This window comes from Streptomyces sp. NBC_01233 (genome assembly GCF_035989305.1).
Classification (GTDB): Bacteria; Actinomycetota; Actinomycetes; order Streptomycetales; family Streptomycetaceae; genus Streptomyces.
Map to the genome: position 1 here is coordinate 5,088,448 of NZ_CP108514.1, position 15,023 is coordinate 5,103,470.

The window sequence follows — 15,023 nt, forward strand, 5'->3', positions numbered from 1 at the left end:
GTTGCAACGTCAAGTTGCAACGTGGTGCGTCGGAGTGTCGGGGGTGTCAGCTCCCGGCCTGGGCCAGGACCGCGAACGTCAGGGCGGCGTCCACTCCCTCACGCCACGCGGCGCCGGTGGACTGCTCGCCCCACGCGGCGGCCACGTGCGCCGGCACCGGCACGCCCCGGTATGTCTCCGGCGCCCGCTGGTCGCAGGGCTGCGGCGCGGGGGCGGGCTTGATGTAGGCGGCCGTCTTCCCGCCCCGGGACAGCCTCAGCTCTCCCTCGTACCAGTGGTGCGCGGCCCCCGTCTGGAGCTGCGCGGCCAGGAACCTCGTCGCCTCCGCGCGGCTCTGCAGCGGGGCCCAGTCTCCGAGGTTGCACACGATGTGGAACACGTCCGCGTCCCGGAGGCCGACGTCGTCCAGCAGGCGGGCGGCCACCGTCAGGAGGTAGGCGTCCTCCGCCTTGTCGGTGCACCGCAGGGCCTCGAACTCCACGAGGCGGGCCCGCTGGTCGCACGTCAGGCACAGGAACGCGTACGCGGTGTCCGGCCCGTCGATGCCCTCGCCGGTGTTCCTCACCCGGTGGGCGCCGCACTCCAGGCCGCGCGGCTCCTCGGTCGCGGTCTCGGTCGGCTGGTCGTCGGCGACCTCCGGGGCGGCCGGGGCCTCCTCGCCCGGGTCGGCGGCGGGTGCCGCCTCGAGGACCCCCGTCGGGGCGGGGAACAGTCCGGCGGCGCGCAGTGCGGCGCGGACGTCCTCCAGGCGCGAGGCGCCGGCCGCGCCCCGGGTGCCGGGGAGGTACCAGTAACCCTCCTTCCGGTGCCACTTCAGGCCCTGCTCGCGCAGTACGGGCGCGGACCCGTCGCCCCGGCGGGTGCCGCGCGCGACGACGCCCTCCCCCTCGGTGTGCGTGACGTCGATGCCGGGGCCGAACAGGGCGGCCGGGGCGGGCTCGGCCGGTGCGGTCGGCTCCGGCGCGGCGACGGCCGCGGCCTCCTGGGCGGCCTTCCAGCGGCGCGGCAGGACGACCTTCCGGGCGATGTCCAGCACCTGGTTCACGCCCCAGGACCCTCCGATGAACTCCCCTTCGCAGGTGAAGCCGCCGTTCGTGGCCTGGGTGTCGGTGTCCTCGCCGTTGGCGGTCTTCCACAGGGCCAGGGCCTCGGCGCGCACCTCGTCGGACACCTCGTGGTGGAGGCTGATGTGGTCCACCACGGGCTTCCCGGTGACGCGCTCGCCGTCGATCGTGACGGTGACCTCGTTGCCGGTGCTCTCGTAACGCTCCTCGTAGCCGTTCCAGGAGGACCCCTGCATGGGGCGGGCGATGGCGGCGACGTCGGTGTCGGTCGGGCCGTCGGTCCAGGTCACGTCAATGCTCGCGGAGCCGGTGCCCTTGCCCCGGCGGACGGAGAACTTCGCGCCGGGGAACTCGGCGGTCAGTCGGCGCTTGAGCTCGGCCGACACGTAACGGGCGTCGATGTACTGCGTCATGGCGCTGCTCCTCGTTCCGGGGGGCTCGGTGCCTCCCTCCACACACATAGTTGCACCCTCATGTTGCAACGTCAAGTTGCTACATGAGGGTGCGTGTCGGGCGGACCGGGCGGAGGGGACGCCCGGCCCGGGGCCGGTCAGGCGGCGGGGGCGGCGGACACGTCCACGAGGACGTCGTCCTGCTCCGCGTAGTCGGCGGCGTACGCGGCCAGCAGCTCCGGCACGTCCAGCAGGTCGGCGGTGGTGTCGAAGCGCAGCAGGGCGGCGCGCTCGCCGTTCTCGATCCGGACGGCGCTCACGGAGTACAGGGCGGCAACCATGGTGGGTCCTCTCGGTGGTGGTGCGGGGGCGGGTGAGGGGCGGTCAGGAGGCGGCGAGGGTCGAGCGGACGCCCAGGCGCCACCCGTCCCCGAGCGGGGTGGTCCAGGCCCCGCGCACGAGCGCCGGCACCGGCACTCCGGCGTACGTCTGGGGGACGGTGGTCAGGAGGGCGTCGCACTGGCCGCACAGCTCCAGGCCGCGCGCCTGGGCCTGGTGCTCGGGCATGACCTCCTGGCCCCGGTACGTCTCGGGCTTGCCGTTCAGGGCCGGGCAGGCGGAGTCCGGGTGGTAGGCCGTGCGGTGGGTGCCGATGCGCACGTGGACCGTGCGGGCCGGGGGCTCGACGGCCGGCGGGGCGGTGATGCGCTCCGCGGCTTCCTCGCCGTCCAGCACGCCGACGCCGTGCTCCGCGCCGGGACCGGTGAGGCGCCACCCGTAGCGGGTGCCGAGGTAGGTCAGCTCCCAGCAGGCTCCCGCGTGCTGGACGGTGCGGGTGACCCGGGTACCGGGCTTGATCGGGCCCAGCTCCAGACCGGCAGCGGCCAGGGCGGCGGCGAGGGGCTCCAGCGCGGCGGCCGGGATCGTGCGGGGCAGGTGCGACATGGCGGGTGTCTCCGTTCCTCGGGGTGCGGGGGGCCGGGCGCGAGGGGGCGCCCGGCCGGGCGGGGGTGGGTCAGGGGCAGGTGCAGGGGGCCGGGTCGCTCACGTACTCCGCGAGGGCGCGGTCAAGGACCCGGCGGTGGTGGTCGCGGTAGCTCTCCAGCCGGTCCGTTCGCCGGCCCTTGCTCGCCGCGAGCTGGACGTAGCGCTCCCGCTCGGCCACCTCCTTGCGCTGGTCCAGGACGGAGGCGGCGCGGGCGTAGGCGGCGCAGGAGAACGCGGTCACCACGGGGCGTCCGGCGGCGGTGCGGCCCACCGGCACCACGCGGGCGCAGTCGTAGGTGACGGCCTCCGGGGTCTGGCAGGTGGTCATGCCCTGGGGCAGCTCCACGGCGGTGCCGGACGGGAAGGTGAAGGTCTGGGTGTCCATGGCGGTGCTTCCTCTCGGGGGGTGGGGGGCCGGGCCCCGGTGGGGGGCCCGGCCGGGCGGGGTGGGTCAGGCGGCGGGGGCGAGGACCAGCACCGGGGCGGCGGTCACAGCGGCCTTGAACGTGTCCTTCCGGGCCTTACGCGGCGGGATCAGGCCCTGGTCCGCGTAGTCCAGGGCGACCTGGTCGCCGTCCAGGACGCTGCCGCCGGGCACCCGGGCCACAGTCACGCGGCCGAAGGTCCCGACCGGGAGCTGTCGCAGCCACTTCTTCTCGACCTCGGCGGCCTTCGCGTACTGCTTGGCCTTCGCGTCCAGCTCCGCGAACCGGTCGCCGTGCTCCTCGATCTCCTCGACGGCGGGCAGCTCCTCGGCGGGGAGGATCTGGTCGGCGGTCGCGGCCGGGGCCAGGGCGGTGCGGCCCAGGCGCTCCGCGATCTCCCCGACGGTGCGGGCGGCGCTGCGGGCGGCGCGGCCGGCGAGGCGGTCCAGGCGGCGGTCGGCGGTGCGGGCGGCGCGGCGGGCGGCGGTGGCCTCCGCGCGGGCGTCCTTCGCGGCGGCGGCCAGGGTGGCGACCTTCTCGGTCAGTCGCTCCACGCGGCGGGCGGCGGCGGCCTGGCCCTTGCCGGTGCGGGTGGCGGTGCGCAGCTCCCGGCGGGCGGTGGCCAGGGCGGTGCGGGCGTCGGTCAGGCGGGCGGCGGCGCGGGTGGCGCGGGTGGCGGTGCGGGTCTCCTCGCGGCCGGCGACCTTTGCGGCGGTCTCGGCGTCGGCGAGGCGGGCCATCATCTGCGCGGTCTTAACGGTGGTGGTCATCGCGTCGTCCTTCCGTCTGGTCCAGGCCCCTCGCCCTTCCCGATACCCATAGTGTTGCAACACGAGGATGCAACGTCAAGTTGCAAAGGGGGGGTGCGTGGTCCTTTCACCCGGGCGGGTCATCCGGGCCGGGGCCGGCGACGTGTTCAGCGCTGTTCAGCGGGGCCGCTGAACACCTCTGAACACCCCCTGACCAGGGATGTTCAGCGGCGCGGCCGTCCAGCGCTGAACACCCCTGAACGGCCGGACGCCCCGGTCCCCCTGGGCGGGGGCGGGGCGTCCGTGGCGGGTCGTGCGGCGGGCACTCAGGCGGCCGGGGTCACCCAGTACTTCGTGGCCGCGCCCCACAGGTGGCACTTCCGGCCGGTCGCGTCCTCGGCGTACCGGGTGCCGCTGCTCATCCAGGTCCGGGTGATCAGCAGGGGCTCCCCGGTGCACTGCTTGCGGTCGTTGGCGGGGCGGAACTCCTCGCCGGTGTCCTCGCCGTACAGGAGGAACGGGGCATCCATGCCCTTGAGCGTGCGCCACTCCGGGGCGGCGGCCGGCGCCTCGGTCTCCTCGACCATCGGGGCCGGGGCCTCCTCGATCACCGGCGCGGCGGCCGGGGCCTCCTCGACCACGGGGGCCGGGGCGGGCTCCTCGACCGGGGCCGGGGCCGGGGCCGGGGTGCTCATCGCGCGGGCGGCGTCCCGGTTGTCGATCACCCGGCGCACCTCCGCGCGGCGGCGCAGGACCCGCGTGGCGGCCAGGACGGCGGCCATGTCCACGGCGCCGGCCTCGGCGGGCGCGTCCTCCTGGACCGGGGTGCCGGTGAAGTCCACCCGGATCGGGGCGGCCTCTCCGCGCACCCACACCCGCTCACCCTGGGCGTCGCGGGCGACGATCACGGCCACCTTGTTCACCGTGAACCGCTCCTCGGCCGCGTTCCAGCGGGGCATCCGGCGCATCTTGGCCACGGTCTCCACCACGGCGTCCGCGTCCAGGGTCAGGACCCGCTCGTCGTTGTCCTTGCCGTTGGCGTGCAGCACCTCCACGGCGGCGGTGTACGCGGTCACCTGGACCAGCGCGGCCGGGGCGGGCTCGACGTCGTCCACCTCCGGGGCGTCCTCCACCTGGGCGGGCTCCTCGTCCTGGACCAGCTCGGCGGCGGCGGGCTCGATGTCGTCCACCTGCGGGGCGTCCTCGACGTCGGCGGCCGGGGCGGCGGGCGCGTCCTCGACGGCCGGCGCCTCGGTCTCCTCGACCTCGGCGGCGGGGGTCTCCTCGACCTGCTCGGCGGGGGCGGCGGCGCGCTCCTCGGCGATCCGGTTGCAGGCGACGCAGTCCTTCATCTTGGCGGCCTCGGCGGGGGTCAGGACCCGGGACACCGTGCGCTCGCACAGGGTGTCGGTGCTGAACGCCTCGGCGTCCGTCTTGTGGGCGGTCCGGCCCTTGCCGACCTGGGCCGGGGCGTACTGGGCGGTGGCGGTGGTGGTGGCGTTCATGGTGTCCTCCGGGGTTTGTGGGGCGGTCCGTTCGTCCGTCCCGATACCCATAGTGTTGCAACATGAAGTTGCAATGTCAAGGTGCAAGGGAGTCCGTGGACCAGCTTCACCCCTGCGGGTCATGAGGGCGCCGGCCGCAACGACCGGACGCCCCGGCCCTCTCGCGAGGCGGGGCGTCCTGTGCGGCTACCGGGGCCGGGGTGTCACCCCTGGCGCTGCGCGTCCGGCACGTGGGCGAACAGGCACTGTGCCGACCGGCCCATGCGCTCCGTCTCCCACCCGGACCGGCGCATCCGATCCTCCAGGCAGTCCAGGGCGGCGCCGTGCAGCGGCGTGTCACGGCGGATGATCTCCCCGCCCTCCAGCCAGTAGATCGCGACCCGGCCCTGTCCGCGCGGGTTGACCATGTATCCGCGCACGTTGCGCTCCTGCTCGGTCGGCTCGCTGACGTCGTGGTGGTCGGTCATGCGGGCGGCGGCGAGGCCGGCGAGCGCGCGGCGCGCGGCCAGGACGTCCGGGTGCTCGGCGTCGCGGGGCACGCATCCCTCCGTGGCGCCGTCGTGCTGGACGATCGTGCCCTCCAGGACCCGCCGGGCCGGGGCGTTCTCGTGCGGGGTGCTGTCGCTCTCGCGCAGGGCGGCGAGGCCGCGGCGGATCTCGGCGACCGGGCGGGCGGCGAGCGCGGGCATCAGGTCGTGGCTCGTGGGGGCGAGGGTGCCGGCCTCGTGGTGGTCCAGGACGGCGCGCTCGGACTGCCACCGATACTCCGTGCCCACCTGGGAGATCAGGCGCCCGTGGGCGGTCACCCACCCGTAAGCGGACTGGGGGCCGTAGCCGGTGCGGAACGTCCAGCCGACCGGCCGGTCCTGGTCGACGGCGCCCACGGGCTGGAACACGGCGGAGGAGGCGTACGCGGCGCGGGCGGTGAGGCGGGCGACGGCCTCCTCCAGGACGGCGGCGCGGTGATCGGGGTTCAGGGCGTCCGGGTGGTCGCACACCCCACACAGGCGCTGGAACGGGACGCCGTCCGCTGCCTCGTCGCTGGACTCGACCGCGTACACCCCGCACTCCTGGCAGCGGACATCGTGGCGGCGCACGCGGTGCCGGTAGGTGATGCGGTCCTCCGTCGTGAACTGGACCGGGTAGGCGGCGCCGTCCAGGACCAGGTTCACGAAGTGCCGGTTCTCCGCTGCCTGGCAGTCCGTCACGGTGAACGTCTCGCCGTCCAGCTCCACGACGTCGCCGGGCTTGGCCGTGGCGGCGAGGAAGTCCGGGCGCGGCGGGTTGTAGCTGAACGCGGTGGTGTGGCGGCGGGTCAGCTCCTCGCGGTGCGCGCGGGGGGTCAGGAGGCTGCCGGGGCAGTGGCCCATGGTGCCGGGGGTGCGCTCGTGGACGTCCATGGTGCCGTCGGCGCGGGCCGGGGCCAGGTGGTCGGCGTAGCCACACAGGGCCTGGGGGCCCTTGTAGCCCTGGGGGGCGTGCAGCTCCAGTTCCCGGGCGTGCTCGCAGTCGGCGGCGATCCACTGGGCGCCGCCCTCCACGATCACCCGCAGGGGTTCGCCGGCGAACTCCGGGGCCATGGCGTCGACCGTGCGGGTCTTGCCGTCCGCGCACACGATCAGGTCGCCGGGCTTGAACGGGCCGGGCTGTCCGGGCTCGGCCATGCGCTCCGCGATGCGCTCGACGGTCGCCGGGGGCAGGGGAGCGCCGTGGCGGTGCGCCTCGGCGGCGCTGCGGTCGTCCATGGTCGCGCGGTAGGTGGCGCGGTCGGCGGTGGTCTTCTCCCGCTGGGCGGCGAGGGCGGCGGCGCGCTGGACGGCGGGGGAGGGGCGCTGCGCCTGCCGCTCGTCGGACAGGACGGCGGTCGGCAGCATGGCGGCGGCGTCCTCCCGGGTGGGCTCCAGGGCCATGGAGAACGTCCGGGCCAGGGTGATGAACCCGTACCGGGTGCGGCCGTGGGACTCGGCGCGGAAGGTGTACCCCAGGAGCGCGCCGGACGGGTCCTCGGCGGTCTGGAAGTCCTGGGCCGTGGTGTGGACCTGGTTCACGATGCCGCGCGCCTGGTCCGGCAGCAGGAGCGTGGTGTCACGGACGGGCGAGGGCTCGACCCAGGCGCGGAACAGGCACGGGCCGCCGTACGTCTCCATGCCGGTGATCGTCCAGCCCAGGGCCTCCAGCGCGCGGGCGGCGTTGCGCTCCGGGTCGTAGGGCATCTCCTCGTCCAGGACCGGAGTGGTCTGGCCCTCCTCGGTCACCGTGATGCGCTGGACGCGCTGCTCGCCGTCCAGGGTGGTCACGTAGTCCGCGAGGTAGCGGGGCGCGGCCGGAGCGGGTGCCGGGCCGTCCATCAGGCGCAGGTGGATTCGCAGGCCGTCGCGGTTGGTGTAGGTGGCGCCGGTGGCCCCGGAGAACAGCTCCGGGATCTCGCCCTGAGCGTATGCCTGCCGGAGTCGGGCGATCTCCGCCGCGCCCTCGGCCAGGGTCAGGTACGTGGTCGTGCCGTTCTCGGTGCGCCGGTAGTGCTGGGCGGCGGCCGGCGCCTCGTCGGTGTCGGGGGCGTACGCCTCGGCGAGCGCTTCGTCCAGGGCGAGGCGGCCGGGGTCGGCGGGGCGCGGCTTGCCGGTGAGGTGGGTGTAAAGGGCCCAGCCGAGCGGGGTCAGGTAGTAGCCGCCGTGGCCCCGCTCGTCGCGGCCCTCGCCGATCAGGCCGCGGCGGTGGATGGCTCCCAGGGTGCCGCCGCCCCTGCCCAGGTTCATGCGGGCCGTGCTGCCGTGCGGGTTGCGGTCACCCCAGAAGGTCAGGGCCTCGGTCATGCGGGGGGTCATGCCGGCTGCGATCTGGTCGAGCGTCTGGGCCATGGGGTCCTCCTCGGTGCGGGGGTGGGCTGTCCACCCGTCCAACACCCATAGGGTTGCACCACCATGTTGCGATGTCAAGTTGCAACACGATGGGGTGCGCGACACGCGCTAGCGGTACCGCGTTGCAACCTGATGTGGCACACTGCGGGCATGGCGACCCACGACCCCGCACCCACAGACGAGGCGGCAGCGAAAGCCGCAGTGGCCGAGCTGGACCGGCTGACGGCCGCGTTCCGCAAGGCTGAGGACGACCTGGAAAAGGCGCGCACGCCCGTGCACGAGGCGATCGTCAGGCACCTCCACGCGCGCAGCGCACCTCCCGGCCTGCTCGCGGACCACACCCCCTACGACCGCAACCACGTCGGCCGACTCGGCAAGGCGGCAGGCGTGCCCCCGCTGCGCGGGCCGAACGCTGCGCCGGCCCCGGAGTACAACGACGCCACCCAGGCCGCCGCCCTGGCCGAGCTGGACAAGCTGACGGCCGCGTTCCGGAAGGCGGAGGGCAAGGTCGAGGACGCGCGCAAGCCGCTCCACGAGGCGATCGCCCGGATCTACGCCGCGCGGACCCTGGGCCCCGGGGTGATCGCGGAGCACGTGCCGTACGACCGCAACCACGTCGGCAGGATCGTCAAGGCGGCCGGCGCCCCGCTCATCCGGGGCTGAGGACCAGCGGGGGAGGAGCCACGAGGGGCCGCGCACCGGGGAGTGCGCGGCCCCTTCGACGTCCCCGGAGTCAGCTCCGTCGCGGCTTGTCCGGGGCCGCGCTCTGGGCCGCGCCCTGGGCGGTGATCCGGGCGATGTCCACCTTTGCTCGCGCGACGAGGGCGACGACCGCGACCCCACACCCGCCGAGGAGCACCCACACGAAAGCCGTCGTCCCTGCCATGCCGTCCACCTCTCTGCCACCCACCGTGGGGGCCGGGAGCGTACCCGACCCCGGACGCGCGAGAGCCGCGCACAGCGGACCGTGCGCGGCTCCCGGGACGGCGGGGTCTACCCGTGGCGGAACAGGATCAGGACGGCGATCACGAGGAACATGATCCCCCCGCCGATCCACTGGTTCCGGGGGATGTCGGCGAGGTCGGCCAGGCGGAACGGCTCGCGCTCCTCGGGCTGCGGCGCAGCGTGGGCGCAGCAGCAGCAGCGCGCCGGGTGAGCGTGCTGGTCGTGGCTCATGGCCGTCCCTCCGTTGAATCCGATCACCCCCACTATGACCCACCTCCGTGATCCACTGCTACACCCCGTCCACATCCGGACACCCTGAGTCAGCCGCGCCAGTGCTCGATCCTCGACGCGGACGGCCCCCGCTCGGGGTCCGGGACGGACCGGAACCCGCGCGCCATCTCCTCTGCCGTCCACCTCTCCGCCCCCTCTCCGGCCCCTCTCCGCTGCTCTCCGCTCCCCGGAGAGTCCGCAGGTCGGGAGGGGTGGAGAGTGGGCGGAGAGTGGTCACCGGCCGCTCCTGGGGCCCCCTCTGGGGAGGGGAGTGGAGGGAGGTCTGTGCGGTGCACTCCGGCCCGCCCGGCGACCCCCCTCGCGCGGAACTTACGGGAGGGGTCGTAACCGGCCGCGAGGAGGTGCTCCCGCAGCTCCTTGTCGGTGGCCTGGGAGAGGCCGGGGAGGCCCTGCCGCATGAGGGGGCGCAGGTCCTCCAGGTGCACCCCGTTCTCGCCCCCGATCGCGGTCCGCAGGAGAGCGGTCAGGGGGTCCTCCAGCGGGGCCGCCTGGGGCTCCTCCTCGACGTCCTCGGGGGACTCTTCCGGGGCCTCCTCCTCGCCCTCGTCGGGGGTGCCTTCGGGGGTCTCGGCGGGGGTCTCGGCGGGGGGTGCCGGGCGACGGAACAGGCGGGTCGCCCAGGACGTGCGGGGAGCCTCGGCGGGGGCCTCCTTGGACACCTCGCCGGCCTCCTCGTAGGCGTCCTCCGGGGAGTCCTCGGCCGGGGCGGTCTTGCCCTTCGCGGGGGCCTGGTCGCCCTTGCCCTTCGCGGCCTTGCCCTTCCCGGCCTCCTTCTTCGTGGGTTTGCTCGGGGGAATCTCGATCGCGCCCGTGGCCGCCATGACGGTCGCGGCGAGCGCGACGGCGAAGGCGATCCAGGGGGCGTAGGCGTACTGGGTGGACAGCTTGGCGACGGCGTACACGAGGAAGGCGACGACGCCGAAGCGGGCCGCCAGGCTGCCGTGCTTGCCGTACTTCCCGGACAGCCACCCGGCGAGGAGGACCAGGAGCACGCGGAGGCCGCGGCCGTACCAGGCGAGCATCTGGCCGAGGTCGCGCAGCAGGCGGACGGTCGCGCGGAGCAGCGGGGGGCCGGCGACCTTCCCGGCCTCGACGGCGAGGGGGCCGAGCTCGCGGAGCGGGCGCGGGTCGACGTACGGGCGGAGGTCCGGGACGGTCATGGCCCGCCTCGCCGGCGCCTCGTCGTCGTACTCCCCCGCGTCGTCCTCGACGTCCTGCGGGTCCTGGTCCTCGACGTCCCACTCCCCCGGCTCCTCGCCGGTGACGTCGTGGTCCTGGTCGTCGTCCTCGTCGGGGTCGGCAGGCTCGGGAGCTGCGGGTTCGGCGGGGAAGTCGATGGGAGGGGCGGGGGCGGCGCCGTGGTCGGGCGCCGTGCGCGGCCCGATGACGGGGGCCGGGACCAGGACAGGCCGGTCCCCCGGCCCCGGAGCCTCGTCCGGCTCGGGGTCGGGGACGACGAACAGGTGCGCGCCCATCAGGCGAAGCTCTGCATGATCGTGTCGATCTTCTCGGCGAGGAGGGAGTAGCCCCCGCCCGCGCCGGACGCGACGTACCAGAAGATGATGCCGATGACGGCCACCTGCCGGGTCGTGAGCTTCTTGTAGAGGATCACGCCGGTGAGGAACAGGGCGATGCCCGCCATGGTGGTGCCGGGGACGACGTCGCCGAACAGGCCGAGTCCGTCGTTGACGAGGCTGGACACGAGGTCGAAGGGCGTCCCGGCGGCCTTGTATGCGGCCCCGGCGACCATGGCCAGGATGAGGGTCCACCACCAGCCGAGGGGCTTGACCTTGCCGCCGGTGGACGTGCCGAAGATGAGGATGCCGGTCAGGCCGAGGGCGAGGCCGGCGGCGCCGAACGCGGGGATCAGGCTGCTGCTCATGCTGCTTTCCGTTCAGGGGTGGGGTGGTCAGGCGGCCGGGGTGCCGTAGAGCAGGGCGCCGACGATCATGGAGACGGTGGGGATGCGGGTGAGCCAGGAGAAGACGGGGAACCAGCCGCGCGTGCGGTAGTCCAGGACCCAGATGCCGGCCGCGACGCCGTACCAGACGCAGACGTAGAAGTCGGTCCAGGAGCTGTAGGTGTCCACGAGGTAGGCGACCTCAGCGGTGAAGAACTGGGGGACGCCCATGTAGAACCCGGCCCCCAGGGCGGTGCCGTTGTAGAGCAGGTGCCGGGTCTTGCCGGACATCTGGCCCCAGACCTCGATCAGGGCCTTCTTCTTGGCGGTGGAGTCCTTGCCGTAGACGGGGCGGTTGTAGGACTTCTGGCCGGTCCCCCGGATGCCCTGGCCCCAGCGCTGCCGGATCGTGGGCGGGACCTTGTCGACGTCCTCGCCGTCCTGGTCCCCCTCGTTCTCGGGGTCCGCGTCGTCGTCCTTCGTGACGTCCTGGAGTTCGTCGTAGTCGTCGGGCAGGTCCAGCTTGGTCTCGCACTGGGTGCACCAGTAGGCGAGGAGCTGCCCGTTCACGGAGGACCGGACCTCTTCGGGGTCCGGGTGCTTGCAGGTGGGGGCGGGGACGTGATGGGGGACGCCGTTGATCCACTTGATGGAGCCGGTGGAGGCCGCGGCCGGGGGCTTTGCGAGGCGGTCCGGGAGGTCGGGGGTGACCTCGGTCTTGCAGTCCGGGCACCAGAAGGGGACCTGTTCGCCGGTGGAGAGGCGGAAGGTCCGCACGTTGGGGTGCTGGCAGGAGCTGGGGGCGGTGATGTCCTTGTCGCGCTCCCACCAGTGCGGGACGCGGTGCGCCGCGTTGGACCGGCCCGCCCCGTCCGCCGTCGTGGCGGACTGGGCGGGGATGGTCGGCGGCTCGGTGGGCATGGGCGGCGCCTCGGGCGCGGCCTCGTCGGCGGGGGTGTCCTCGTCCGTCTCCGGGGTGGCCGGGCGGCGGAACTGGAAGACGTCGCGCACGCGGAACGGGCGCGCCTCCTCCGCCGTGTCCGGGGCCTCGGTCTCGCCGGTCTGCTCCTCGGTGGTGTCGCTCACCACGCCCCCCAGTTGATAAGGGCGATGACGAAGGCGACGAACGCGGTCAGTCCGCCGAGGAACCGGATGTCGCTGGGACGCGCGTACAGGGCGAGACCACATCCGGCGAGGCCGCCGGAGAGGACGAGGTAGATCATGACGCCTGCTTCTTCCTGAGCTTGGCCTCGATACGGCGGCGCGTCCGGGGCACGGTGGTCTTGTTGGCGTCGTCCTGGCCGTGGGTGTCGTCCACGAGCTTGATCAGGGCCTCGTCGGTGATGTCGGGGTCCTGGGCCAGGGCGGCGCGGATGGTGTCGGACTTGAAGGGGCCGCCCACGGCGTGGATGGCCGGGGGCTGGACGGAGGGCGCGGTCGCCGGCGGAACGGGAGCCGCGGCCGGGGCTGCGGGAGCGGCGGCCGGGGCCTGCTGCTCCTCGCCCTGCTCCTCGACCGGAGGGACCGAAGGGACCGAAGGCGCGGAGATGGTGACGGGCGGTGCCGGGGCGACTACCGGGGCCGGGACCGGCGCGGGCGCCGGGGGCTGGACCACGGGCGCGGCCGGGACCTCGGCGACTACCGGAGCCGGGGCCGGGGCGGCGACGGGCGCCGGGGTGGGCTCTGCAGCGGGCGCGGGGAGGCTGCTGCGCGCGGCCTCGGCGCTGCTGAGGATCGCGTCGGCGGCCTGGAACTCCGCTCCGCCGACGGCCCGCAGGTACGCGGCCCGGCGGTTGAGGCGGCGGACCCGGGCGCCGAGGAGCGCGCGGCCGGCGAGCTTCTGCTCCTGGTCCTGGACCCAGTGCGCGACACCCGCGTCGAGCGGGACCGCGTACTCACGCATCAGCAGCCACCACGAGCCCTTGGACACGAGGTCGACGCACGCGCCGAAGGCGCCGGCCCACAGGGCGTCCTTCGTGTGCCCGTACGCCGCGACGGCGCACATGCTGAGCAGCAGGAAGAACCAGCCCGCGATCCTCGCGGGGCGGGCCCGGTCCGGGGCCGTCCTGTTCAGCCACTCGATCGCAAGGCAGAACATCCAGGCGACCGCGAACACGGAGCCCATGCCGTACGCGACAAGGGAGGGGACCAGCGGGTCGAGGAGGCCGCCGAGGCTGGCCGTGCCGCCCGCGACCGCGACGGCGGTGAAGCCGATCGCGACGCCGGTGACGCCTCGGAGGATCAGGTCGTCCCACTCGCGCGGGGGGACCGGCTCCCAACCGTCGTACGGCACGCGGCGGGTGGAGGGGACGCCGTCGATGACGGTCGTCTCCGTCCGGTGCAGCCGGACCTTCCGGTACTTCACGCCCGGGATGCGCTGCTCGGTTGCCTCGTCCATGGGTGTTGCCTCTCTGTCGCGACACGGGGATGCCGACCCGCCCCCGGAGGAAGGGGGGCGGGCCGGCGGTCGGGTGGCGCTACCTGGTGCGGCGGCGCTCCTCGGCCTCCCACGCCTCACCGGCGCGGGCGGCCTTCTTGACGCCCGCCTGCTGGCGGGCGCGCTGCTTGGCCTTCGCCTTGGCGTTGGCCTTCTCGGTGGCGGACTGCTGGCCCGCGTACCGGGTGGTGGCGAGGGCGCGGTCATTGCCGCCCTTGATCCAGGCGAGGGCCTTCACTGGTTCCCCCTCGCCTTGTCCTTGGCGACCTGGGCCGCGCGGTCGGCCTGGGCGCGCTGGAGGAGTTCGGCGGCCGTGGCCTTCGCGTCCTCGGTGACCGGGGTGGTGTTGGCCATCAGACCGTCACCCCCTCGACCAGCGCGGGGACGAGGGCCAGGGCGGTGCGGCCGGTGTCGGTCCAGCCCTTGCACTTCCCACACACCCACTGGGTGCCGTCGCGGCGCATGGCGCGCCCGCAGCACGTCGGGGCGGTCGAGGAGTCCGGGCCGGGCTGGACCGGGACCTTCGCGGGGACCGGCTCGGTGCGCGGGCCGGGGATGCCGGGGATGGTCGGGATGGCCGGGTCGTTGTCGCCGTCCGGCCAGTCGTGACCGGCGGCCAGGACGGCGTCCCGGATGTGGAGGACGTACTCGCCGCGCGTGATGCCTTCGCGCCGCTCCGGCATGAGGGCCAGGGCGGCCTTCGCGAGGGCCGGGGCGTTGCCCGCCACGCGGCGGTCCACGAGGTTGTACGCCTCGGCGCCCACGCACACCAGCAGATTGGCGTTCTCCAGGGCGTCCGTCGGGTTCACCGTGCGGAAGTGCTCGCCGACGGCGACGAGGACGGCAGCGGTGAACGCGTCCATGGGGACCGTGGTCTCTTGCGTGTTCTGATCAGTAAGGTTGTGCACTGTCAGCTCCTGGTTGGTCAGGTGTCTGGCAGGCCCCGGTCGGTGTTGTGAGATGCCCCGACCGGGGCCGTGTTGCATCAGGAGGCGGTTCCGCTTTACCTCCTGTGCGGGGTACCCTACACAACAATTCGCGTGGGGGGTACCCTGCACGGCGTGTCACCGGAGCCGTCCGGTTCCGAAGGGGTGAACGTGGGCGAGGAAAACCCTCAGCTAGACGAGGAGGTGCAGCGGGTGCTCGATGCGATCGAGGGGCTCAACTCGGCGGACGTGCCGGCCGCGGAGAGGGTGAAGCGGCTGACCCAGCTACTGGACGAGTGGCCCGCTGCGCACGGCCGAGTACGGGCTATGCGTCAGGCCGCGATGCAGGAGATGCAGGACGACGGCAAGTCGCTGCGCAAGATCTCCGCCGAGACGGGGATCAGCTTCGGACGGGTGCGGGAGATCATCGCGGGCGTCACGAAGCGGGCGAAGCCGAAGGAGGCGCCTGACGACCAGCCGCCCGTGTGACGGGGGCGCGGCCGGGCGGTGTGGACGGCCGCCCGGCCGCTACGGGCCCAACCGT

18 protein-coding genes are annotated in these 15,023 nt (G+C 74.2%); 2 read left to right on the top strand and 16 right to left on the bottom strand.

Going from position 1 to position 15,023, the window contains the following annotated elements; translation table 11 throughout:
* Window positions 1-46 precede the first annotated feature (46 nt).
* The 7 genes from OG332_RS24140 to OG332_RS24170 form a co-directional block, all read right to left on the bottom strand.
* A complete protein-coding gene (locus OG332_RS24140) occupies window positions 47-1,477 on the bottom strand; it encodes an LPD29 domain-containing protein (protein WP_327415431.1) in 1,431 nt (476 codons plus the stop codon).
* Window positions 1,478-1,614: 137 nt separating this feature from the next.
* A complete protein-coding gene (locus OG332_RS24145) occupies window positions 1,615-1,797 on the bottom strand; it encodes a hypothetical protein (protein WP_327415432.1) in 183 nt (60 codons plus the stop codon).
* A 43-nt stretch (window positions 1,798-1,840) separates the two neighbouring features.
* The gene (locus OG332_RS24150) at window positions 1,841-2,401 is read right to left on the bottom strand and encodes a hypothetical protein (protein WP_327415433.1); all 561 of its coding nucleotides are present in this window, start codon (window positions 2,399-2,401) and stop codon (window positions 1,841-1,843) included.
* 70 nt (window positions 2,402-2,471) lie between these two features.
* Entirely contained in the window at window positions 2,472-2,828 is a 357-nt protein-coding gene (locus OG332_RS24155) for a hypothetical protein (RefSeq protein WP_327415434.1), read from the bottom strand.
* Window positions 2,829-2,894: 66 nt separating this feature from the next.
* Complete coding sequence (locus OG332_RS24160) at window positions 2,895-3,638, bottom strand: hypothetical protein (protein ID WP_327415435.1); 744 nt, start codon at window positions 3,636-3,638, stop codon at window positions 2,895-2,897.
* Window positions 3,639-3,943: 305 nt separating this feature from the next.
* Complete coding sequence (locus tag OG332_RS24165; protein WP_327415436.1) at window positions 3,944-5,122, bottom strand: hypothetical protein; 1,179 nt, start codon at window positions 5,120-5,122, stop codon at window positions 3,944-3,946.
* Window positions 5,123-5,325: 203 nt separating this feature from the next.
* Window positions 5,326-7,980, bottom strand: coding sequence for a hypothetical protein (locus tag OG332_RS24170; RefSeq protein WP_327415437.1), 2,655 nt, complete (start codon window positions 7,978-7,980; stop codon window positions 5,326-5,328).
* A gap of 150 nt (window positions 7,981-8,130) precedes the next feature.
* Between OG332_RS24170 and OG332_RS24175 the strand changes: the two genes are divergently transcribed.
* The gene (locus OG332_RS24175) at window positions 8,131-8,643 is read left to right on the top strand and encodes a hypothetical protein (RefSeq protein WP_327415438.1); all 513 of its coding nucleotides are present in this window, start codon (window positions 8,131-8,133) and stop codon (window positions 8,641-8,643) included.
* 70 nt (window positions 8,644-8,713) lie between these two features.
* Here the strand turns inward: OG332_RS24175 and OG332_RS24180 are convergent, their stop codons facing one another.
* The 9 genes from OG332_RS24180 to OG332_RS24220 all read right to left on the bottom strand — a co-directional run bounded on the left by OG332_RS24180 (window position 8,714) and on the right by OG332_RS24220 (window position 14,461).
* Window positions 8,714-8,866: a hypothetical protein gene (locus OG332_RS24180; RefSeq protein ID WP_327415439.1), complete on the bottom strand. Its 153-nt coding sequence runs from the start codon at window positions 8,864-8,866 to the stop codon at window positions 8,714-8,716.
* Between the two features lie 107 nt (window positions 8,867-8,973).
* Window positions 8,974-9,156 (bottom strand): hypothetical protein, encoded by a 183-nt coding sequence (locus OG332_RS24185; RefSeq protein WP_327415440.1) that lies wholly within the window; start codon window positions 9,154-9,156, stop codon window positions 8,974-8,976.
* Window positions 9,157-9,245: 89 nt separating this feature from the next.
* Complete coding sequence (locus OG332_RS24190) at window positions 9,246-10,691, bottom strand: hypothetical protein (protein ID WP_327415441.1); 1,446 nt, start codon at window positions 10,689-10,691, stop codon at window positions 9,246-9,248.
* Window positions 10,691-11,098, bottom strand: a complete 408-nt coding sequence (locus tag OG332_RS24195) for a hypothetical protein (protein WP_327415442.1) — start codon at window positions 11,096-11,098, stop codon at window positions 10,691-10,693. Before OG332_RS24195 ends, OG332_RS24190 begins: the two co-directional genes overlap by 1 nt.
* 27 nt (window positions 11,099-11,125) lie before the next feature.
* Window positions 11,126-12,202 carry a hypothetical protein gene (locus OG332_RS24200; RefSeq protein WP_327415443.1) on the bottom strand — a complete coding sequence of 359 codons (1,077 nt, stop codon included), beginning with the start codon at window positions 12,200-12,202 and terminating at the stop codon, window positions 11,126-11,128.
* Window positions 12,199-12,339, bottom strand: coding sequence for a hypothetical protein (locus OG332_RS24205; RefSeq protein WP_327415444.1), 141 nt, complete (start codon window positions 12,337-12,339; stop codon window positions 12,199-12,201). The genes OG332_RS24200 and OG332_RS24205 overlap by 4 nt, the downstream gene beginning before the upstream one ends.
* Window positions 12,336-13,514, bottom strand: coding sequence for a hypothetical protein (locus OG332_RS24210; RefSeq protein ID WP_327415445.1), 1,179 nt, complete (start codon window positions 13,512-13,514; stop codon window positions 12,336-12,338). The genes OG332_RS24205 and OG332_RS24210 overlap by 4 nt, the downstream gene beginning before the upstream one ends.
* 79 nt (window positions 13,515-13,593) lie before the next feature.
* Window positions 13,594-13,791 carry a hypothetical protein gene (locus OG332_RS24215; protein WP_327415446.1) on the bottom strand — a complete coding sequence of 66 codons (198 nt, stop codon included), beginning with the start codon at window positions 13,789-13,791 and terminating at the stop codon, window positions 13,594-13,596.
* Between the two features lie 115 nt (window positions 13,792-13,906).
* Window positions 13,907-14,461, bottom strand: coding sequence for a hypothetical protein (locus tag OG332_RS24220; protein WP_327415447.1), 555 nt, complete (start codon window positions 14,459-14,461; stop codon window positions 13,907-13,909).
* A 153-nt stretch (window positions 14,462-14,614) separates the two neighbouring features.
* On the opposite strand from OG332_RS24220, the gene OG332_RS24225 reads away from it, so the two are divergent.
* A complete protein-coding gene (locus OG332_RS24225) occupies window positions 14,615-14,968 on the top strand; it encodes a hypothetical protein (RefSeq protein WP_327415448.1) in 354 nt (117 codons plus the stop codon).
* Window positions 14,969-15,023 lie beyond the last annotated feature (55 nt).